Source organism: uncultured Dubosiella sp. (assembly GCF_964018005.1).
GTDB lineage: Bacteria > Bacillota_I > Bacilli_A > Erysipelotrichales > Erysipelotrichaceae > Dubosiella > Dubosiella muris.
This window is the reverse complement of the sequence record NZ_CAXHOA010000019.1, coordinates 1-21,262: the sequence shown is the minus strand read 5'-3', so window position 1 is coordinate 21,262 and position 21,262 is coordinate 1. Positions and strand designations below refer to the sequence as shown.

17 protein-coding genes are annotated in these 21,262 nt (G+C 51.0%); 2 read left to right on the top strand and 15 right to left on the bottom strand.

Going from position 1 to position 21,262, the window contains the following annotated elements:
• Positions 1–61 precede the first annotated feature (61 nt).
• The 11 genes from ABNS49_RS11530 to ABNS49_RS11480 all read right to left on the bottom strand — a co-directional run bounded on the left by ABNS49_RS11530 (position 62) and on the right by ABNS49_RS11480 (position 14,748).
• Positions 62–238, bottom strand: coding sequence for a hypothetical protein (locus ABNS49_RS11530; RefSeq protein WP_290092389.1), 177 nt, complete (start codon positions 236–238; stop codon positions 62–64).
• Between the two features lie 13 nt (positions 239–251).
• Positions 252–1,289: a hypothetical protein gene (locus ABNS49_RS11525; RefSeq protein WP_304963905.1), complete on the bottom strand. Its 1,038-nt coding sequence runs from the start codon at positions 1,287–1,289 to the stop codon at positions 252–254.
• A gap of 192 nt (positions 1,290–1,481) precedes the next feature.
• Entirely contained in the window at positions 1,482–2,945 is a 1,464-nt protein-coding gene (locus ABNS49_RS11520) for a glycoside-pentoside-hexuronide (GPH):cation symporter (RefSeq protein WP_290092317.1), read from the bottom strand.
• Between the two features lie 324 nt (positions 2,946–3,269).
• Positions 3,270–4,718, bottom strand: coding sequence for a glycoside-pentoside-hexuronide (GPH):cation symporter (locus ABNS49_RS11515; protein WP_289184016.1), 1,449 nt, complete (start codon positions 4,716–4,718; stop codon positions 3,270–3,272).
• Between the two features lie 336 nt (positions 4,719–5,054).
• Positions 5,055–6,095, bottom strand: coding sequence for an ElyC/SanA/YdcF family protein (locus ABNS49_RS11510; RefSeq protein WP_290092316.1), 1,041 nt, complete (start codon positions 6,093–6,095; stop codon positions 5,055–5,057).
• Positions 6,096–6,169: 74 nt separating this feature from the next.
• Complete coding sequence (locus ABNS49_RS11505) at positions 6,170–7,849, bottom strand: carboxylesterase family protein (protein WP_290092315.1); 1,680 nt, start codon at positions 7,847–7,849, stop codon at positions 6,170–6,172.
• Between the two features lie 105 nt (positions 7,850–7,954).
• A complete protein-coding gene (locus ABNS49_RS11500) occupies positions 7,955–8,731 on the bottom strand; it encodes a hypothetical protein (protein WP_289197528.1) in 777 nt (258 codons plus the stop codon).
• 117 nt (positions 8,732–8,848) lie between these two features.
• The gene (locus ABNS49_RS11495) at positions 8,849–9,958 is read right to left on the bottom strand and encodes a hypothetical protein (protein WP_290092314.1); all 1,110 of its coding nucleotides are present in this window, start codon (positions 9,956–9,958) and stop codon (positions 8,849–8,851) included.
• Positions 9,959–9,973: 15 nt separating this feature from the next.
• Positions 9,974–11,380, bottom strand: coding sequence for an MBOAT family O-acyltransferase (locus ABNS49_RS11490; protein WP_290092313.1), 1,407 nt, complete (start codon positions 11,378–11,380; stop codon positions 9,974–9,976).
• A gap of 289 nt (positions 11,381–11,669) precedes the next feature.
• The gene (locus ABNS49_RS11485; protein WP_348688196.1) at positions 11,670–12,257 is read right to left on the bottom strand and encodes a hypothetical protein; all 588 of its coding nucleotides are present in this window, start codon (positions 12,255–12,257) and stop codon (positions 11,670–11,672) included.
• 220 nt (positions 12,258–12,477) lie between these two features.
• The gene (locus ABNS49_RS11480) at positions 12,478–14,748 is read right to left on the bottom strand and encodes a glycoside hydrolase family 3 N-terminal domain-containing protein (RefSeq protein ID WP_135980966.1); all 2,271 of its coding nucleotides are present in this window, start codon (positions 14,746–14,748) and stop codon (positions 12,478–12,480) included.
• Between the two features lie 61 nt (positions 14,749–14,809).
• Between ABNS49_RS11480 and ABNS49_RS11475 the strand changes: the two genes are divergently transcribed.
• Positions 14,810–15,688 (top strand): AraC family transcriptional regulator, encoded by an 879-nt coding sequence (locus ABNS49_RS11475; RefSeq protein WP_135980967.1) that lies wholly within the window; start codon positions 14,810–14,812, stop codon positions 15,686–15,688.
• 30 nt (positions 15,689–15,718) lie between these two features.
• Here the strand turns inward: ABNS49_RS11475 and ABNS49_RS11470 are convergent, their stop codons facing one another.
• The 4 genes from ABNS49_RS11470 to uxuA are packed head-to-tail and all read right to left on the bottom strand — an operon-like array spanning position 15,719 to position 20,107.
• Positions 15,719–16,741 (bottom strand): sugar kinase, encoded by a 1,023-nt coding sequence (locus ABNS49_RS11470; protein WP_135979796.1) that lies wholly within the window; start codon positions 16,739–16,741, stop codon positions 15,719–15,721.
• A 1-nt stretch (position 16,742) separates the two neighbouring features.
• Complete coding sequence (locus ABNS49_RS11465) at positions 16,743–17,381, bottom strand: bifunctional 4-hydroxy-2-oxoglutarate aldolase/2-dehydro-3-deoxy-phosphogluconate aldolase (RefSeq protein ID WP_348688195.1); 639 nt, start codon at positions 17,379–17,381, stop codon at positions 16,743–16,745.
• Entirely contained in the window at positions 17,381–19,000 is a 1,620-nt protein-coding gene (locus ABNS49_RS11460) for a mannitol dehydrogenase family protein (protein WP_288343612.1), read from the bottom strand. The genes ABNS49_RS11465 and ABNS49_RS11460 overlap by 1 nt, the downstream gene beginning before the upstream one ends.
• A 39-nt stretch (positions 19,001–19,039) precedes the next feature.
• On the bottom strand, positions 19,040–20,107 hold the full coding sequence (uxuA, locus tag ABNS49_RS11455; protein ID WP_277820850.1) for a mannonate dehydratase: 1,068 nt from the start codon (positions 20,105–20,107) through the stop codon (positions 19,040–19,042).
• Positions 20,108–20,430: 323 nt separating this feature from the next.
• On the opposite strand from uxuA, the gene ABNS49_RS11450 reads away from it, so the two are divergent.
• Complete coding sequence (locus tag ABNS49_RS11450) at positions 20,431–21,021, top strand: hypothetical protein (protein WP_135980972.1); 591 nt, start codon at positions 20,431–20,433, stop codon at positions 21,019–21,021.
• Positions 21,022–21,262 lie beyond the last annotated feature (241 nt).

Below are 21,262 nucleotides of genomic sequence, written 5' to 3'. Positions count from 1 at the left end.
CGACGGTCTTTTTTGATGACGTAAAAAATCGCCCGCCAAGCGACGAGCGATTCGATACTCCTTATTCTATTTCTTTTTTCAAAGCCTGCACAACCTCGATCGAAAGTCCGGTATCTTCCGCGATTTCTTCAATCGTCAACCGATTGCGCTTTAACATCCGGCGAGCTATGGCTAACGCGCATTCTTCATACCCATCCACATGTCCGGACTCATACACGCCCATGCTCAAATTGCACATATCTTTCCCCTTCTTATTGGATTGCTTTGCTGTGATATTCCGATTGCTCCATTTCTTTCTTCAAAGCCTGGACCTTCTCGACTGAAAGCCCGGTATCTTCCGCGATTTCTTCAATCGTCAACCGATTGCGCTTTAACATCCGGCGAGCTGTGGCGAACATAGCTTTCTCATATCCATCCACATGCCCAGACTCATACACGCCCATGCTCAAATTGCACATATCCTCTACCTCCTTATTGAATTTCTCCGTCATTGGGATCTTGTACTCTTCCTCCAGGATCCTTTTCTTGTCGGCTGCTTCCATCGTGTTCGACAATAAAACATCCAGCATCTTGAAAATCCCTTCGTACCTTTCCCGCTTTTCACCGCCCAGCGTAATCAGGATTCCCGAAATCAAATCGTAGTTTTCCGGGTTTCTTTTCATGTTCCCAGCCACGCGTTCTTCCGTTATATGGTAATGGTTCATACTGTTCGCACATTCCTGCGCCGGATCGTTGCAGATCCAAATCGAATAGCATTTTTTGATCTCTCCATAGCGCGAGTTTTTGAACTCCGTGCCATACTGACGCGAAACCATCCGGCACATGTTGTACACCATCCGCGATTCCAGCGGATAGCCCGGATAAAACTTGTTTTGCGCTTCCAGATCGACAAAGACCTTGACTCTCTCTCGGCTTTTTGGAAGCAGCACATGAAACAAAATATCGAAAGCGGCCGTTCCTTCCAAAACGCTCGCGTCTTCCGTGTTCATCCCAACGATCCGCGACGTGTCCCGACGCAAAGGGACGGCGCTTACATAGGGCGTCCCTTCGATATAGAACGACTCGATGTCCTTGACATCAATGTCCTTAAATTCCGGAATACACGCTTTCACGATCCGGGCCAAAACCGGTTTTTCCGACAACAACCGCTTGCACGCCGCGTCGTACGCCGCCCGGTACTCGGTGCTATCCAGACTTTCGGAAAGCGAGTTTTTCTTCCATCCATACAATACCACATCCTCGCGAATAAAGGATGGTCTTGATGTTGCCGCAAACGGAAATGCCATCATCCATCCCGTCCTTTCCTCATCCTGTTCCTGCTTGGTTTGTGTTTGTTCATAAAGAATCCCCTCCTATCTCTTCCTTGTTGAAACAATCATATCGCAAAACACAGAAAAATTGTTCGAATTCATCGTTTTATCCATAAATATTATAAGTATATATAAAAAACACCCGCCGAAGCGGGTGCAAATTCATTTGGATTAAGAAAGGCTTTCTTCGACTTCCTTGTTCATTTCGTCAAGTTTCGCTTTGACTTCGGCCACTTTCTTTTTCGAAAGCGGGTACCAGAAGATCAAAATCAATGCGATCAAGGCGTATCCAACGGCTGGCACGCCGGTTGTCACGGCGTAGATCGCGTCTGTGACTTCCTTGGTTTGCACGATGGCCTGTCCGCCCGTGCTGACCTGATAACCGATGGCGCTGATCACAAATCCGCCCAGTCCGCCGGCAAGCGCCTGCCCGATTTTACGCGAGAACGAGTATACACCGTAAATCGTACCGCCATCGCAAGAGCCGGTCTGTACCGTCTGGTAGTCGATGATGTCGGAGATGAACGCCCAAATCATCAGGTTGAACAAACCGGAGCCCAGGTTGGCCAGCAGCAGGAACGCGCAGTATACCCAGGCGTTCGTGATTTTCGAGAAAAACAAGATGGCGTAAATCGCGGCCGAGAACAGCAGTCCGGCTGCGGACGCTTCTTTCTTGCCAAATTTTACCGTGATCCAGCCGGAAAACGGAGCGAGCAGCAGCGTGCACGCCGTTCCGAGCAAGCCGGCAACGGACATCGCGCCGATGTTTTTGAAGTAGTCCATGTACAAGTACATGTTCATCGACTGCGTCATGAGCATCGCGAGCAGCAACGCGATTGCCGCCACGATAATCGAAACAAGCGCGCGGTTTGTCGCAAGCGCTTTGACAAGCTCTTTCGCGGACAGCTGTTTTTGATCCGCGTTGTCCACGATGATTCGCTCAGTCGACCACTTGTAGCAAATCATGTAGCAGATCAGCGCCAGGATGGCGAATACGCAAGCCACCATGAACACGCGGTCGCCTTGCAGGATCTGGTTGCCAGCCGCGTCCGTCGTGTAAATAAAGAGCGGCGTCACCGAACCGACGATCATACCGGCCAGCGCGGCTCCAATCGAGCGGAATGTCGAAAGCATCGTACGCTCTGCCGGCTTGTCGGTGATTGCCGAAGCCATCGAACCATACGGAATGTTGATGCCTGTATAGCAGAAGCTTCCCCAAAGAATGTATGTGATGAAGATGTACGCTACGCGCACGCCATATGGCAGTTCCGCCACCCAAGGCACGAACAGCAGCACGCCCGCTGTCACGACTGGCAGCATCATGCGCTTGATCCACGGACGGTAGCGTCCTTCCGCTGTCGGCTTGCTGCGGTCGACGATACGGCCCATACCGATGTCGGTGAACGCGTCCACACACCGGCTTACTAAAAACAGCGTTCCGACCAGCGCGCCCGGAATTCCCAATACGTTAGTGTAAAATACCATCAAAAAGCTGGACGCCATAATGAAGAAGAAATCGTTTCCGAAATCTCCACACATGTAGGCGATTTTGTCTTTCAATCCGAATGGCTTTTGAGCCGCTTCTTCTTCCTGCTGGAGCACAGCTTTTGTTTTCGCATCTGAAACATTCAGCATAATTTATATTCTCCTTTTCATTTTTAATTGAAGCAAATTCACAAAGGAACCCCTCTTTCTCTTTGTGAAAGCCCTAACATCGTTAACACATTTAGAATATCACTTGTGAAACTTTAAACATACTACGTTTCTTGCGATTCTGTTTGCGTTTCTTGTTCATTAAGTAATTATTAAATATATATACTTATACGTTGAATCCCGCCTTTTCTTCGTGGTTTTTATATTTGTTTATCTTTTTACTTTAAGCGATCTAAAACAATTTTAACAATCTGTAAAAAAAGCGGACCCTTGTATGAGGATCCGCGGCATTTATAAATGACTTCCTTAAACTTCCTTATTCATCGCGTCAAGCTTAGTTTTGATTTCCGCCATTTTCTTTTTCGAAAGCGGGTACCAGAAGATCAAAATCAGTGCAATGATCACAAAGCCAATGGCTGGTACGCCCGTCGTGACCGAGTAAATCGCGTTCGTTACCGAGGCGCTTTGCACGATGGCTTGTCCTGTGCTTACCTGATAGCCAATCGCGCTGATCACAAAACCGCCCAATCCGCCGGCAAGCGCCTGGCCGATCTTACGCGAGAACGAGTATACACCATACACCGTTCCGCCATCGCAAGAACCTGTCTGCACCGTCTGGTAGTCGATGACGTCGGAAATGAACGCCCACAGCATCAAGTTGAAAATTCCCGATCCCAAATTGGCGAACAGCAGAATTCCACAGTATACCCACGCGTTTTGAATGCGGGCGATAAACAAGAAGGCGTAAATGGCAGCCGAGAACAGCAGTCCGACCGCGGACGCTTCCTTCTTGCCAAATTTCGCGGCGATCTTTCCGGAGAATGGCGCAAGCAAAAGCGTGCAAACCGTCATCATCATACCGGCAACGGACATCGCGCCGATGTTTTTAAAGTAATCCATGTACAAGTACATATTCATCGACTGCGCCAAAAGCATGGAAAGCAGCGAAACGATGGCAGCCGCGATCATGGAAAGCAGGGCGCGGTTCGTTGCGAGAGCCTTCACAAGGTCTTTTGCGGACAGCTGTTTCTGGCTCGAATTGTCCACGATAATTCGCTCGGTCGACCACTTATAGCAAATCGTATAGCAGATGAGCGCCAGAAGGGCGAATACGCACGCCACGATGAAGACGCGGTTGCCTTGCAGCACCTGGTTGCCAGCCGCATCCGTCGTATACACGAACAACGGCGTCAGCGATCCGACAAACATACCCGCCAGGGACGCGCCAATCGAACGGAATGTCGAAAGCATCGCGCGCTCACCCGGTTTGTCGGTAATGGCCGAAGCCATCGAGCCGTACGGAATGTTGATACCCGTATAGCAGAAACTTCCCCAAAGAATGTAAGTAATAAAGATGTAGGCGACACGCACGCCGTAAGGCAGGTTGGCCACCCAAGGCACGAACATCAAAACGCCGGCCGTCACGACAGGAATCATCATCCGTTTGATCCATGGACGATACCGCCCTGCGGCCGTTGGCTGGCTGCGGTCCACGATCCGTCCCATCCCGATGTCGGTGAAGGCGTCCACGCAGCGGCTCACCAAAAACAGCGTACCGACTAAAGCGCCCGGAATTCCAAGAACGTTTGTATAAAACACCATCAAGAAGCTGGATGCCAAAATGAAGAAGAAATCGTTTCCGAAATCCCCGCACATGTAGGCGATTTTATCTTTCCAGCCAAAAGGTCTATGCGCGGCGCGCTCTTCTTCCTGACGAAGCGCCGCTTTTGCTTTCGCATCTGAAACATTGATCATATTTTGAATCTCCTTTTCTATGTTTCCCGGCCCGCTTTGGTTAACGTCTTCAAAAGAAAGCCAGACTTCGCGTCCCTTTTGAAAGCGCTAACACGACGAGCACATGAGATACAATACTAGAATTTGCCCGAATTGAATACTGCGTTTTTTGTCATGCATATTGCAAAAATTGTGCACATGTTTTGCAATATAAGTACATAAACAAACGCAATGTAAGCGGTTTAAAGCGGCTTTTGTCCGTTTAGTTAAGTGATTGTAAAACAATTTTTATAATGTGCAAAAATTGACGCAAAAAAAAAAGAGATCCCCTCGTTGGAGCGAAATCTCTTGTGCGGCTCAGTTGAAGAGTCCCGCCATCAAAAACACAAGAAGAAACGGGATTTCCAAAACGGCCAGCATGCGCAAATGGCTGCGCCACGTCAGGGCCAAATACCCGACGAATTCGCGAAGCAAGGCGTTCAACGTAAAATACCACTTCGTCTTCGAACCGTATCCCACGCAGTCGACACCGGCTCTGCGGGCAAGGGCGAGGGCGCGGAACACATGGTAGCGGGTTGTCACAATCGCGATGTTCGCCTTCGGATCGTCGATGAGCGCGTAGGAAAACGCCAGATTTTGTTCGGTGTTTCTGGAATTTGACTCCTGGCGCATCCGGTTGGGATCGACGCCTCGTTCCACGCAATAAGCATACATCGCCTCGCTTTCGGAAATCGTTTCCCCCTCGCCCTGTCCGCCCGACAAAATCAAAACGGCATGGGGATTTTCGTAAAGCAGCTTGATGCCCAGGTCGATGCGGCTCGCTAAAAGCGGCGTCACTTTTTCCTGCAAAATGCCCGCGCCAAGCACGATGATCGCATCCAGATCGTGCCGCTTTTTCCAATGGATGAGATTGAGCATCGCGGAAAAACAAAAAATCGTCAGCACGCTGAGCAAATACGTGACAGCCATGCCAACCGCCCCGTAAACCAGGACGCCGGCCGGACTGCTCGCGCCGGAAAAAGCCAATGGAAACGCGACGACGTAAACAAGAAGTCCGAACGCGAACGCCAGCGACAGAAAGTTGCTCCATCGAAATCCTTCTTTAAACAAAATGCGGATGCCTTGGACAAAAAAGGTGAGAATGACCGCGAATGGAAAAAACAGCAGTCCGAGCACGACGACACCAAGCAAAACGCTCAACGCCATAAACAGCACCTGGTGGCGTACGATCCAATCCGAATACCGGAATCCGATGGTCACCACGAGCAGCCCGCTAAATACGAGCATCCAAAAAAAGGAAAAACCGCTCCACAATGTCCGGGGCTTGTATTTCATGACACCCCAAAACACCCCGATGGAGACGAGCCACAACAGGCCCATAATTGTTATGAAATGCATAGATCTCCTCCGTTTTTTCTCATTATAAGAAAAAAGATGCCGTTCGGCATCTTTCGCGCTAACACAAATTTGATTTACCAAAGACTTGGTGTTTTAAAATGTTCGTCGAGATCACTCGAGAACCAGCGGCCGTTCATAATCGTGGAAACGATCGTTTGTTTGTCGGCGTCATCCAGCTTGTCGCTCTCGATTGCCTCGATGATTTCCTCGTTGGTCGTCGACACGTCTTCCATCTTCACAACCGCTTTGTCCCCTTTGGCGTCGAGCACGAGCGTCATCGGATCTTTGGCGGTCCATGGAGTCCATTCCACGCCCGCGTTTGCGCTCACCGGCGTGCCGTCTTTGACGAAGCTTGCCAAATACTCGTTGAAGTCCTTGGCCATCGCCACATAGCCCGCTTCGGTGAAATCGTAGCTTTCCGCGTAGTTGTTTTGGGTCGGCGAGATGGCCGGCACGAAAATGCCGTGGAACGAGCCGAGTGCCTCGATCGGATGATCCGAGTTGCGGTCGCCATAGTTGATCTGGCACAAGTAGATGTTCGACTTGTACGTATCGCTCATCTTTTCGGCCGACAGCTGCGTGTTGAAAATCCGGTAGAAGTCACCGCCATACTGCGCGATAAACGCACGCGCCGCGTTTGGATCCTTCATTTTTTCGATGGATGGATCGAAGCCGCCAAACATCGTAAACTCCTCGGAACCGGTAACCATCATGACCGGCACGTCGTTGACGTAGTCGCTGTCGAAGCCTTCCTTCGGAATGACGACGCCATCGTTGTACAAGTGCGGGAACTTCGCCATGCGGATGCCGGCGTTCGGAAACAGCTTCACGAGTCGTTCGGAATCAATCGAATACAAGTAGTCGCGGACTTTCTCGTCATCGCTCATGAGCCACTTCGCCGCCTCTTCCTCATTGTCGGCTTCCTTGTCCTCGACAACGAGCGGCGCGATCGTCTCGGCGATTTTTTGGATGGACGCGTCTTCCTCGGCAATCGTCATGCCGCCCGAGAACGCGATGGCTTTATCGAACAAGCCTTCGAACGTTGGCGAAATGAGCATGGCCATGACGTCGCGGCCGCCCGCGCTAAATCCCGACACGGTCACGTTGTTTGGATCGCCGCCAAAGTTGGCGATGTTGTCCTTGACCCAGGCAAGCGCCTTGGCCAAATCGAGCATCGTGAAGTTGCCGGTGTTGTTTTCGTCGTCCAGCAGCGCCGGCAGGTTGTTGAACCCAAGCAATCCAAGCCGGTAGTTGACGGAAACATACACAAGATCGTCGGTTTCGACCATGTCGAAGCCCGGGATTTCAAACGAGCTGCCAGTCTGGTTATTGCCGCCATGGATGTATACGAGTACCGGCTTGTCTTTGGCGTCTTCTGTAGTGTAGACATCCAAATTCAGGCAGTCGGTTGAGCCGGTCGCCTCCACAACGGTTTCTCCCTTTTCATTGGTCGTGGCGGCCGACTGCATCGCCACCTCCTCTTTTTGCGTCGCGTCTTTCACATCGTCCCATTTGTCCGGATCCTGTGGCGCTTTCCATCGCAAGTCGCCGACCGGTTCCTTTCCATACGGGATGCCGTAATACGCTTCGACGCCGTTTTCCTCGACGCCTTTGACCTTGCCGTACTCGGTGGCGCGCACAAGCTCCTCGGCTTTTGGCGCTTCCTCTTTCGGCGTTTCGGCCGTGTTCGAACAAGCCGTCAAAGACAAGGCCAGCGCGGCGCTTGCCAGCAGCTTAAAAAATCGAGCATTCATAGTTTTATCCTCTTTCTCCCTTTATTACGTGTTAGCGCTTTCACGCCTTCATTATAGAGGAAAAAAGCGGAAAATCAGCCATGTTTCATAAGTTGAAATAGAATATTATGTCAGAAATTTATACGTGTAAACGACTTGTTCGGCAAGCAAGGTCCAAACAATCGAGTCCGCCCACGACGTCGCGCACTTGCCAAGCCGGATGAGCGGCAGCCCCTGGGCGTTTCCGGTTTGCGAAATCACAAAGACCGCGTCGCTTTTTTCGATCAGCTCTTGCTTCTTTTGGGGCGGCTTGAGCCGGAAATAGTGGCCGTGCATGGAGAAGAGCACAAGCGCGTTCGTTTCCCTTGGCGTCGTGATTTCCCCGGGTTCGCCAATCATCGTGACAACCAGCCCGAAGGGCATGAGCTCGTTGGCGATGTGCTCCATCACCATCCGCATGCTGCGCAACCCAAGAAAGTACACGTTTGGCTTCGCTTTCATCGTCTGGCACAACGTTTCGATCATCCGGCACGTTTGGGTGGAAAACGCGTGTTCCAGCATGGCGGGAAGCGTTTGAAAAAACGCGGTGAGCTGCTCTCGCGAATAGGGAGGCGAAAACGGCCGGTTCTCGACAGGATGGCTGAAGCTGTAAACATCGTTGCGTCCAAGTTCCTCTTCCACGTAGTCGCGAAATTCAGTGTAGTCCTCGAAGCCGATCTTTTGCACGAATCGCGATACGGACGATGGCGACACGTGGCTTTGTTTGGCGAGCTGAAAAATCGAGCACGTCGGAATTTCGGACAAATGCTTGAGCACGTACATCGCGATGGCCTGATTGGAATCGGCGTTTCGCGTCAAACATGGAAGCAGGCGGTCATATAAAGAATAAGGCATCACTCTCATCACTGGTTTCTCTCTTTCTATGGGTGAAACTTTCTTTCTTATCTTTCAGTATAACATTATATTCACTCGATCGAAAAAGAAAAAACGACCTTGGCGAAGCCAAAGTCGAATGGATGGTTAAATCAGCGATACCCAGTTCAAGCGGTCGGTGTAGCGTTCGGCGCACTCCCACAGCACGATGTCGGGATGCAGCTCGTCGATCATATCCGGGGTGAACGACCAGATGTTCACGTACGTCACGTCGCCATAATACTCGTCGAGCGTGTTGACAAGCCGTTCGCCAAACGAGTCCCCGATAATCAAAACGTTTTTCGTGGACTTGACTTCGGGATTTTCACTGGACGGATCAAGCTCGTAAAACGTGTCCTGGGCAAATTCGGACTGCATGTCGCAAAGCAGAGCGAGATCGCCGGCGTAGTTGTTGTAGAGCTCGTTGAACTTCACGTTTTTGAGCGAGTCGGCGGGCTGGCCGAACAGTTTCAGGACATCCATGGCGGTCACAAACTCGCCAATGGCGTTAAAATGCGTGTCGGTCGAGTAGTAAAGCTGATGGTTTTGTCGCTCGTCCATCAGCGAATTTTTGGCGTTGACGACGCGCAAGTCGGTGTTTTTTGCCAAATAGTCGAACAGCTCGTCGGTGCGCGAAACGTCGTTGTCGCGCATGATCGTGGCGGGCATGAGTTCAGGATACACGCTGGCTTTGTTCGGAATGGACAGGATACCGAACTGCACGCCTTTGGCTTCGATGGCGTCGCGTTCGGCGCACAGCTTGGCGGCGATGGCGGCCATGTCGCTTTCGGCATACCGGTTGACACCTTGAAAATCTGAGACCGGATCGCCGTCGTCGGTCGCTTTGTAGAAAAGCCAGCCGTCCTTGCCAAGGAGTACGCGGGTCGATTCGATGAATGTGTTGCCGGAAAAGGCATTCGTCAGCTTCGTCGTGAATTTGGCGCCCTCCTCTTTGCCGGGAATGTTTTCGGAAAAGCCGTTTAAAAACTTTTGCATGCCGTTGGCGCCTTCTCCCTTCTCTTCCTCCTTTTTGGCTTGTTCCATCTCGTGTCCGGCGACGACCGCGCTCTTTTCCGCCGCGGGCGCGAAGATGGAAAGGCCCTGTTTGACGAGGGTGAACGCGCCAAGCGACACGATGGACACGCAAAAACAAAGGCTGACGATGCGCTCGCCCGGTGTGCTTCGTTTTCGGAGTTTCTTTTTCTTCGTTGGATTCATTTTCTGTTTTCCCTTCTAAAAGTTAAAGTATATAAACGGGTTGTACGCGTTGGAAAAGATGTACAGGACACTGACGGCGAAAATGGCCAGCGTGGCCAGTCCCGCGACGAGCTGGTAGGCCGGCTTTTTGCGGAACGCCCGTTCAATAACAGGAAAGACCGGACAGCAGCACACGATGCCGGCCACGTACCAAATGCCGTACTGGCGCAAATACTGCACGAACGCCTCGCCCATAAAGCCTTTCGCGCCGATGCCGACCATCCCGCCTAAATAGTGGATGGCCTGGGTGATGGAGTCGCTTCGAAAAAGCACCCAGCCGAGCATGACGAACAAAAACGTGTACAGCCAGGAAAACTTGCCGAGCCGCTGCTGGATGTTCGTAAAGCGTTCCAGCAGCAAAAGCAGGAAGTACATGAGTCCCCAGCAAATGAAGGTCCAGTTGGCGCCATGCCAGATGCCGGTGAGCAGCCAGACGACAAATAAGTTGAACACGAGCCGGGAGCGGGTCTTGACGCGCGAGCCCCCTAGCGGAATGTACACGTAGTCGCGAAACCACGTCTGGAGCGACATGTGCCAGCGGCGCCAGAACTCCGAAACCGAGCGGGACAAGTACGGATAGTTGAAGTTTTCCTCAAAGTGGAAGCCAAACATCCAGCCCAGTCCGATAGCCATGTCCGAATACCCGGCAAAGTCGTAAAAGATTTGGAGGGTATAGGAAAACGCGCCTAGCCAGAACATCAAAACGGAATTGACGGCGTTGGTTGTGAACGCGGCATCGGCGACGACGGCGAACTGGTTGGCGAGCAGCACCTTTTTCCCCAAGCCGATGATGAAGCGGTTCACGCCGCGGGCGAAGTCGTCGAGGTTTTCATGGCGTTTGCGAATTTCTTCGGCGACCGTGTTGTAGCGCACGATTGGCCCGGCGATGAGCTGAGGAAAAAACGAGATGTACAGCGCCGTATCCTGGATGAGCGGCTTTTTCGGCTTGGGATCCCTCGCCATGTCTACGACAAACGAAATGGCTTGAAACGTGAAAAAGGAGATCCCGACCGGAATACGGTTGCCGGTCAATTCCAAATTCCATCCAAGCGCATTGTTCAAATTGCCGATGAGAAAATCCGCGTATTTAAAGTAGCCTAAAATAAGCAGGTCAAGCACGACAGTCAAAAAGATGACAAGACGCGGCGAAAGATTCAACCGTCGGGTCCGGATCTTCCATACGAGCCAGCCAGCCCCGTAATGAATCCCGATCATGACGAGCATCAACAGCACGAACACGGGTTCGCCGTACGCGTAAAACAGCAAACTGGCCGCCAACAAAAGCCAGTTCTTTCCTTGCGGCTTGTTTCGCAGCGGTCCAAAGTACAGGACGAGAACAAGCGGCAGAAAAAGAAACAAAAAAATCTCACTTGGAAACAACATCGTTCTCTTCCCTTTCTTTCTTCACACAACAAGCAACCAAAAAGACCTTGACGACAACCAAGGTCTTAACGGTAGATGATTTCGAACATTGATTTTAGAAACCGGTATTTGGCGATTTCTTCACAGAAACAAGTTTTTTGGCACCCGTGGTTTTTGTGGAACCGGCCAACGAATCCGCTGGTTTTTCCACTTCATCTTTGTCAAGTTTCACAACGGTGCCATCGGACATGACTTTGACGAACGCGATCGGGGAAAGACTATCTAAATGAAGTTTGAACTTCAAGCCTTTTTACGTATCAATGGCCGCTTCTCCTTCAGTTTCTTCCAGTGTGGCTTCCATGACTTCCCAGGCGCCGTTCTTCAACTGGTGCATGACATAAATGGTGTCACCGGCCTTCAAGCCTTTCCAAAGTTCCTGATATTGCGGCCATACGTTAAACTCGAAGTCCATGCCGCCTTCCGGAAGATCCACTTTTTCGGCACTGGTCGATCCAACGCCGACAGGACGATTTGCAGGAAGTTTCTGAACATAACTCTCATAGTCTCCGGCGCCAAGCAAAACAACATTCGCGTCTTTCGGGACATCAAATCCCGCCTTTTCGATAATGTCTCTTACCGCGTTTGGCTTTTGTAACTCCTCATACATCTTTTCAGAAACATCTTTTTTGAATAAAAGAGTCGTTGTTTCCATTCCATCGGCATCCACTACTGTAGTTCCGGTTCCGTATGGCGTGTTCTGCTTCAAATCGGTAATGGTCGGGGATTTGTCCACATCCGTACTTGTCGAGCTGTCATCGGTCTGCGCCCAGATCGGCGTGCCTCCCAACAACATCGTCAGCGCCAGGGCCGCGCCGGTCAGTTTTTTCATGTTTCCCATACTCAATTTTCCTTTCTGATTGTAGGTTTCCTACAATTCATTTAATTTTATACCGTAATTTTAACTGTCTTTGTTTTATTTTGTCAATTCTTTTTTAACTTTTTATATATGTCATAAATTTGCAACGATTATTGCATCAGTATATAACTGTGGCTAATTAACAAAAAAAGGTGGATTGTCTATCCACCATTTCTTTGCTTATTTTGTTGTATTGTATCGACTACAGCGTCAAACCGAAACCGTACTCGTAGTAGTTTCCGGCCGCGTCCTTGTAGGCGTAGCCTTTGCCGTTTTCGTCTTTCAAGGCATCCGGAAGGTACTTGTCCTTCTCGTAGCCTGGCAAGTCGTTTGGCGTGATGCATACGCCTTTTTCATTGACCGCGATGACTTCGTCGTTTTTCGGCAGCGTCATCGGCAGCTTGCCAACCGGCGCGAACCGGCCGAACAGCACGTCGTAGTACGCTTTCGTGTACGTGTCGAAACCAGCCATCAGCACATCGCAATACGGCTCGAGGTTTTGTACGATCCAAGGCATCGTGATGTTGATCGTTCCCACGACTTTTCCGCCGCGCGCGTGGATGTTCTCGCTGATTTCCTTCACGCGTCCGATGCCGGCCGCCGTCGTTTCCTCGTGCGTCGTTTCCAGAGGCAAACCTTCCTCGCTAAAGTCGGCTACGACTTTGTTTTCGCAAAGGTCGATTTCCAGCAAGCCTTTCGTCGCCGTAAAGTAGTTTCCGGACTGTGGCGAAACCATAAGGATCGCCACGTCCGCTTTCGTATAGTCGTCTGTCAGCGTCACGTTTTCCTTGGCCAGCTCTTCGCGCAGAGCCTTCGTCCACGCCTCGCTCGCTTTTTCCGTCTGGTCGAAGCCTTCGACATAGACGCTCTTGCCTTCCGTTTCCAGCGGCAGGACGCCGTTGTTTTTCAGAAGGACAACCGACTGGCGGTGTACTTCCATCGCCTTTTCCCAGTCCTCGCTTTCCGAAATGGCCGCCTTCGACTCTTTCGGATCGCGGTACGAATCTTCGAACATGCCCAACGCGAACTTCTCCGTCAGCGTGCGCTTTGCCGCTCTGGAAATAGCCGCGTCATCCAGCGTGATTTGCTTGAGCGTGTAGCCTTCCGGAATGGCGTGCGTGTCGTAGTAGCCGTTTGTGCGGCGGGCGTATGCCTCTTTTGCCAGTTCAACACCATATGATTCCGAAATCAAGTCGACGCCGTTGTTGATGGCCAGCGCCACCCGCTCCGGCCGGTCGAGCGCTTCCACGCCCCAGCTCATGTTGTCAATGATACCCGAATCCGAGTTGATGTAGCCTTTGAAACCAAACTGATCGCGCAAAAGCTCCTGGATCATATAGTGGTTGAACGCGAATCCAACCGGAGTCCATGTGATCTCCTCGCCGTTCAATCCATGCTGCGCCGCCGATTTCTCCTTGCACGGCTTCGCGTAGTATGGCATGATCGACGCCACGTTGTGCGCGATGGCCGGAATGAACCCTTTCGTGTGGTAGTTTGTCAGCGAGTCTTCCGTCGCGTACACGTTCCACTGCCCTTCTTTGTAGTGCGGGTCGAAGCCGTTTTCACGCGCGCCGCCACCCGGCCAGTGTTTTACCGTCAGCGCCACGCCATCCGTCGTCACGCCGTTCTCGCCGCCCTGCACCGCTGGTACAAGGGCTTCGAAAATCTTCGCGATCAGTTCCGGATTTTCGCCAAATGTACCGTAAATTCGCTGCCATCTTGGGTCCGTCACAACATCGGCCATGTACATGTAGCCTTTACGCAAACCGGCCGCGTTCCATTCGTGGCGGATTGCCTCGCCAAATTCCTTGACGATGCCCGTGTCGTTGGCGCCAAGCACCGCCGCCGCGATACCAAGCGTGCCAGGCCATGCCGGGAACACGCCAACCGCGTCGTTCATACCGAACACGACTTTTCCGTTTTCGTTACGGGAGTTGGTCGTTACCATAACCGGGATGAAATGCCCGTTGTTTTCGGCTGTTTTTTGCAGCTCGTTCAACCAGTCCGTCAAGTGGTCCGGCTGCGGGTTGTCACGCAAAATGTAGTTGCGCATCTTGTCTTCCCGGATCGACTGCGTCGTGCCCGGAATCGTGTATCCGGCGAAAATCGACGCGTTTTCCAGCGTGTTCTCATCAAGCAGACCTGTTTCATCGGATACCTTCACGATGCTTTCCGGATCAACGCCTTTTTCTTTGGCCATTCTTTTTTCCAGCTGGCCGATTTCCTTTGTGAACGGGTTGCGGCTCGTCACGAACAACTGGCCGATCTTTTCCTCTACGGACATGTCGTCAACGAGCGCCTGCGCTCTTTCTTCCGGGCTTTTGCGCCAGTCGGAAAAGACTTTTAACTCGCCGCTGCCGTCCAGGTCTTTAAAAAACAACCCGTCGGCTTCAAGAACCGGCTGGTCGACCGTCGTGATCGTCGGCCCGTTCTCGTTGTGGTATATTTTGATTTCTTCACTTGCTTTTTTCACTTTTTTACCTCATGTGTGCACCTTAATGATATTCATCCCGTCTTTTTGATAAGATAGGGTTATGAAAGAAAAACTTCGAACTGAATTTAACCAGCGGCAAAATATGATCGAGCCGGATTTTGAATTGTATTACTATACGGACAACAATCTTCACCGGGTTAGCACGCATAAACATGATTATTACGAGATTCTTTTTTTTCTGGAAGGGAGCGTAACGACCGTTGTCGGCGATTCGACGTATCGACTCGAGCCGGGGGATTTGGTCATCGTCCCTCCCGGAATTTTCCATTATTCCCACATCGACACGAGCAAAACCCCGTATCGTCGCTTCACGCTTTGGATTTCCGAGCCGTTTTTTAAACGCATGGTCGGCTTGGATCAAAGCTTTGGCTATTTGGAAAAACCGGTCGTTCACGAGAAACGCTACCATTACCACCTCGACCGAATCACTTCGTACAACATCCAGTCCAAGATCTTGCGCCTTTTGGAAAGCATGCATTACGACGAGTTCGGCAAACATGTGCAGGAGCGTCTTTGCTGCTGCGACGTGCTGCTCACCATCAATCAAATGCTGTACGAACAAGACCATCCTTATGAATTAAAAGAAGGACAAAGTTTGGCGGAAAGCTTGTTCAACTACATTAAAATGCACATCGACGAAGACATCTCGCTCGAGTCGCTGGCGCAAACCTTTTATATTTCAAAATACTACATCTCGCATTTATTCAAGTCCCACGTGGGGATGTCGGTTCATCAGTATATCATTAAGAAACGATTGGATTTAGTGTGTGGCGCCATTCTTTCCGACACCGACATCACTAAAGCATGCGAACAGGCCGGTTTTAAAAACTACTCCAACTTTTACCGGGCCTTTGTGAAAGAATATGGAATGTCCCCGAAAGAGTTCCGGGAAAAACATAGAATAGAACCAGCTCGTTAGAGCTGGTATTTTTGTTTTTTTTCGGTTTTCTTATCGCTGAACGCGTCCCGAACCATCGCCCTGGGCGAGCTTTTCGACCTCGTCCACCGACACCAGGTTGTAGTCGCCTTCCACCGAGTGCTTCAGCGCGCTGGCCGCCACCGCGAACTCGATCGCGTCCTGGCTGTTTTTGCCTTCCATCAAGGCGTGGATCAATCCGCCGCCAAACGAGTCCCCGCCGCCTACGCGGTCCACGATGTTCAAATCGTATTTTTTCGAGAAGCAGTACTCGTTGCCATCATACAGCATCGCGCTCCACAAGTTCCGGTTCGCGCTAATGCTTTCCCGCAGCGTGATCGCCACTTTCTGGAAGCCGAACGTGTCCATCAGCTGTTTGGCCACGTCTTTGTAGCCTTCGTGGTTGATTTGGCCGCCATGGATGTCCGTGTTCGCCGCTTCGATGCCAAACACGTCTTTGGCGTCCTCCTCGTTGGCGATGCACACGTCGATGTACTTCGCCAGCTCGCTCATCACTTTGTTGGCTTTTTCCTTGCTCCACAGCTTGTTGCGGTAGTTCAAGTCGCACGATACCGGAATGCCTTTTTCATGGCATTTCTTCATCGCTTCCAACGTGATGGCCGCCACCTCGTCGTTGAGCGCCGGCGTGATGCCCGTCGTATGGAACCATTCAGCCCCGTCCAGAATTTGATCCCAGTCGAAGTCTTCCGGGTTCGCTTTCGCGATCGCGCTGTCTTTGCGGTCGTAAATGACCTTGCTTGGACGCTGGCTGGCGCCTTTTTCCAAGTAGTAAATGCCGACACGCTCGCCGCCGCGCACGATGTCGCTTGTGTTCACGCCGTATTTGCGCAGTGAGTTCAGCGCCGCCTGCCCGATTTCATGGGCTGGCAGTTTGCTGACGAAATGCGCGTCGTGGCCGTAGTTGGCCAGCGATACCGCGACGTTGGCTTCGCCGCCGCCGTAGGTCGCGCCAAAGCTATCGGCCTGCACGAAACGCGTGTAGCCTGCCGGCGCGAGCCGGAGCATCAATTCTCCGAATGTAATGACTTTTTTCATTTTATCCTCTTACCTCATTCAATTTTTTGACTGCCTGCCGCGTCATTTCTTCGATCTGATCGAACGCTTTCGCCTCGATCAAGTCCTTTTTCACCATCCAGCTGCCGCCGATGCACAGGATGACGTCCTCTTTCAAATACGCATCCATGTTCTTTTCGGAAATGCCGCCGGTCGGCATGAATTTCATCATGTTGTAAGGCGCCGCGATCGCTTTGATCATCGCCAGACCGCCTGCCGGCTCGGCCGGGAAGAACTTCACGACATCGAGTCCAAGGCGGTACGCTCTTTGGACATCGGTTGGCGTGCACGTTCCCGGTGTGACCGGAATGTCTTTTTCGATGCAGTATTTGACAACTTCCTCATCGAATCCGGGGGAAACGATGAACTGCGCGCCCGCGTTGATGGCTTCGTCGACTTGTTTTGTCGTCAAAACCGTACCTGCGCCGACGAGCATGTCGGGACGGGCGGCTTTCATCGCCTCGATGCAGGCGGCGGCTTCACGGGTGCGGAATGTCACTTCCGCGGCGGGAAGACCGCCTTCGCACAGGGCGTTGGCTAGTGGCGCGGCGTCTTCCTTATGGTCGAGAACGACGACCGGGATGATCCCGATTTCGTTGAATCGCTGTAAAGTTTTATTCATTATTTGCTCACCTTTTCCACCACTTCGTGGAGCGTCGAACGAATCGCGCCTTCTTTTGCGTTCATTTGATTGAACAGTGCAACGACTTTGTCGGCCATGCCGTATTCGATCAAGTCGATGCCAAACACTTTGGCGTTCGTCAAAATCGGCTTGAGATCTTCGACGGTGACCACATCGCCAAGCTGGATGCCGGATACGAGTGGATACAGCTCGTCAAGCAGCGGATCCGCGCTGGCTTCGAACCGGTTTCCGTTGTCGTTGATTTGCATCAGGTAGCGCAGCCAGCCCGCAAACACCAGTGGAATGGCTTCCAGGTTCGCTGGATCGAGCGTTTCGTCCTGCGCGTACGATTTGATTGTTTCACCAAAGCGAACGCTTAATTTCTGCGACGTGTCGGTTGCGATTCGCTGTGGAGCGTCCGGCATGAACGGGTTCGGGAACCGCACGTTGATGACTGTGTCGATAAATTCTTTTGGATCCAGGATGCCCGGGTTGATGACAACCGGCAGTCCTTCTTTGTAGCCGATGGCTTTGATCAAGCCAACCAGATCGGCGTCCTGCATTTCCGCGCTGATGAGCGTGTAGTCGAGCAGGCATCCAAACACGGCCAGAGCCGTATGCAGCGGATTCAAGCATGTCGTGACTTTCATCGTTTCCACTTTGTTGACGGTTTCGCGATCCGTGAAAATCAGCCCGCCTTTTTCGAGCGCCGGACGACCGTTCGGGAACTGGTCTTCGATGACGAGGTATTCGGTTTCTTCCGCGTTGACAAACGGCGCGACAAATGATCCGCGCGATGTCTTGACTGGATCCATGTCCTCGACTCCGTCTTTTTTGAAGATTTCGCTCACTTTGTCATCCGGTCTAGGCGTGATTTTGTCAATCATCGACCATGGGAAGCTTACCTGGTTCTCGTCGTCGACATATTGTACGAATTCATCGGAGACAAAGCCGTTTTCGTTCCATGCTTTGACGTAAGCCATGATCGCGTTTTTCAGTTTCTCGCCATTGTGCGAGCAGTTGTCCATGCTGACCATCGCGATTGGCAGCTTGCCGTTGTTGTAGCGTTCCAGAAGCAGAGCGCACACTTTTCCCAGGTAGGAAACCGGCATGGCTGGTCCTTGCTCGAAATCGGTTTTGACTGGTTCGAGCGTTTCGCCTGCCGCGTTGGTGAGGGCGTAGCCTTTTTCCGTAATCGTGAACGACGCCATCTGCAAGCTTGGAGCGCGGAAGATTTCCTTCATCCGGGCGAATTCCGCCTCGTTTTTCGGATCGAGGAAAACGGACTCGGCAATCGAGCCGATGACCGTCTTTTGCACGTTTCCATCGGATTTGAGCGTGGCGAGCAGCGCGAGCGTGTCGTGGTCGCGGAAGTTTTGCAGAATCGCTTCGTCAAATCCTTCCACCGCGATCAGTCCGCGGTCCAAAACGCCTTCGTTCAAAAGGGTTTCCACTACGTTGGCCTGGTAGGCTTTAAACAAGTTTCCGGCGCCAAAATGAATCCAGGTTGGCTCCGCTTTTGTTTTGGCGATCATCGCTTCGCGGTCGTAAGTCGGAAGATCGTATCCGGCTTCGATCCAAGGCTGACGGTCTTTTAATCCTGTATTTGATAATTTCATCGTATTTTGCCTTCTTTCTTACTCAATGCTTTTGATCAATTATTTCTGGTTTTTTTCAATGGCTTCCCACAATCCGAGAATGTACGTCGCGCCCAGCGCCCGGTCGTACAATCCGTATCCTGGCATGCCGACTTCGCCCCAGATCATGCGTCCATGGTCTGGACGGATCGGACCGTCAAAGTTGATGTCATGCAGCGCTTTGACGATTTCATACATGTCGAACGTTCCGCATTGGCTTGGGTGCGGTGCTTCTTCGAAATCAAGCGGCGAGAAGCTGTTGAATTTCAAGTTGCGCACGTGTGCGAAGTGAATACGGCCAGGGAGCGCGCGAATCATTTCCGGCAAATCGTTTTTGATGTTCGTTCCGTACGAGCCCGCGCAGAATGTCACACCGTTGTGCTTGTTGTCGACCGCCTTCATCACGCGAAGAATTTTTTCCTTGCTCGTGATGATGCGTGGCAGTCCGAATACCGGCCAAGCTGGATCATCCGGGTGGATCGCCATGTTGATGTCGTATTTGTCGCAAACCGGCATGATGCGTTCAAGGAAGTAAACGAGATTTTCAAACAGTTTTTCCTCGTCGATGTCTTTGTACATTTCAAAGAGTTCCTTGATTTTCTCCATCCGTTCCGGTTCCCATCCTGGCATAACCGTTCCATTCATATCCCCGGCAATCGAGTCAAACATGTTGGCTGGATCCATGTTGTCAACCGTCGTCTGGTTATAGGCCAGCGCCGTCGAACCGTCCGGCAACACCCGGGCAAGCTCGGTACGCGTCCAGTCGAAAACAGGCATAAAGTTGTAGCAAACCAAATGAATGTCTTCTTTTCCTAAGTTTTCCAACGTTTCAATGTAGGCGTCGATGTATTTATCGCGGTCCGGTGCGCCGGTTTTGATTGAATCATGCACGTTGACCGATTCAATTCCTGACAAATTCAGTCCATGCTCTTCTACATAACGTTTCAAGTCGTGAATTTCTTCTTGCGTCCACAGTTCACCTGGCATTTTATCATACAGCGTTGTGATAACGCCCGTTACGCCTGGAATCTGTCGAATTTGCTCCAGCGAAATCGTGTCGTGTCCAGGTCCATACCATCTTAATGTCATTTCCATAATATTCTTTTTAAACCTCCTGTTGGTTGCGCTTTCATTACACTGTTAGTATAGGTCGCAAGCCAATTTCTTAAAATTGTTTAATTTGTGGAGAACATTGCGTTTTTTGCGAAAGTCGCTTTGATAAAAACGCGATTCCCCATTCCTCTTTATTATAAGCTAAAGCAAGATTTAGAAAGAATCAAAACTGTGTGAAAAGATGTTATTTTTCTATCTGAATAGCAATTTCAACAATCTCTATCTCAATTTTCGCAATGTCGAATCCTCTCCGCTTCCTCTACAATGGTTTTTAGATTAATTAAGGAGTTCTTAAGAGTATGAAAAATAACCGTCTTGAAGTTTCATCTGTTTTGCAAGGGGATCACGCGGTTTTATCCATTGAAACAGGGTGGACAGCCAACACGTCAAACCACATGATCGAAGTCCGCTTGTTTGACGATGAAAACCGCATTGTGTCAAGCGTGTGCAGCGCGTCGCCAAAGCTGTCGCTGACTCTCGAGCGTCCAAATTTATGGAACGGGATCGCCGACCCTTATTTATATATCGTGGAAGCGAGACTGGTGGAAGGCGGCAACGTGATCGCCGCCAAAGAAGCGACGATTGGAATCAAGGATCTATCGTTCCATCCGGATCTCGGAGTGTTTTTGAATGGTCAGCCAACGGCTTTAAAAGGCTTAAAACTGCCGGCGGATGGAAAAACAGCGGACAAGGAGGCAAATTTCGAGGATTTGGCTCAAGTCGTGGATCAGCTTCACGCTTCGGGCGTGCAAGCGGTTCTAGTCAACTTCAACCAGCATTCGCAAGATTTTTTTGATTTGTGCGAGGAAACCGGATTGATTGTCTGGCCCGATACGAAAGAAAGTCTTGAGCAATGGTCAAAACACGTGCTGGAAATCTCTATGAGCTGATGGGTTCCCATCGGCTTTTTTATTTCCGCTCTTTCATGCAAAAAAGGTGAAGCAAAATAACGCTTCACCTTTTTGTTTGCCAAATAAAAAAAAGAGCCGAGCAGCGCAATGTCATTTAGTTAAGAAATGGCAGTCTTAGAGGATACATTTTAAAGTGTACCCTCTTTTTTTAGATAATTTTCTTATTTTTGTTGACTTCCATCCAAAAACGTGTGGCCAAGTATCATTCATGATACTTGGC